Annotated in this window: 1 pseudogene; it reads left to right on the top strand. The window is 41.6% G+C overall.

The features are described from left to right. Positions 1-82: 82 nt before the first annotated feature. Positions 83-413 (top strand): annotated as a pseudogene (gene nhaB / locus BTA35_RS17150) (sodium/proton antiporter); the annotation flags it as partial.

Raw genomic sequence — 413 nt, 5'->3', positions numbered from 1 at the left:
TAAGCACACTCAAACAACACGGGATTTGTCAGCAGTCTTGAAACCTTGACCTTACTCTCTTGATGTAAAAAGGACCTAAAAAATGGCTCAGACCATGACCCAAGGCTTTTTGCGTAACTTTCTTGGTAACTCACCGTTGTGGTACAAGAAAGTCATCCTCGCATTTTTGATTATTAATCCTATCGTATTTTTTATGCCCGGTGCTGTCCCCTTTGTTGCGGGTTGGTTACTGATTCTTGAATTTATCTTCACATTAGCAATGGCGCTGAAGTGCTATCCATTACAACCCGGTGGCTTATTGGCAATTGAAGCCATCGCCATTGGATTAGCATCACCTCAAACGGTAATGCATGAGGTTGAAGGTAACTTAGAAGTAATTCTGCTACTGGTCTTTATGGTGGCAGGTATTTATT

The organism is Oceanospirillum linum, assembly GCF_001995095.2.
Classification (GTDB): Bacteria; Pseudomonadota; Gammaproteobacteria; order Pseudomonadales; family Halomonadaceae; genus Oceanospirillum; species Oceanospirillum linum.
Note: the sequence above shows the minus strand (reverse complement) of the source record. Positions and strands in the feature narration are given on the sequence as shown.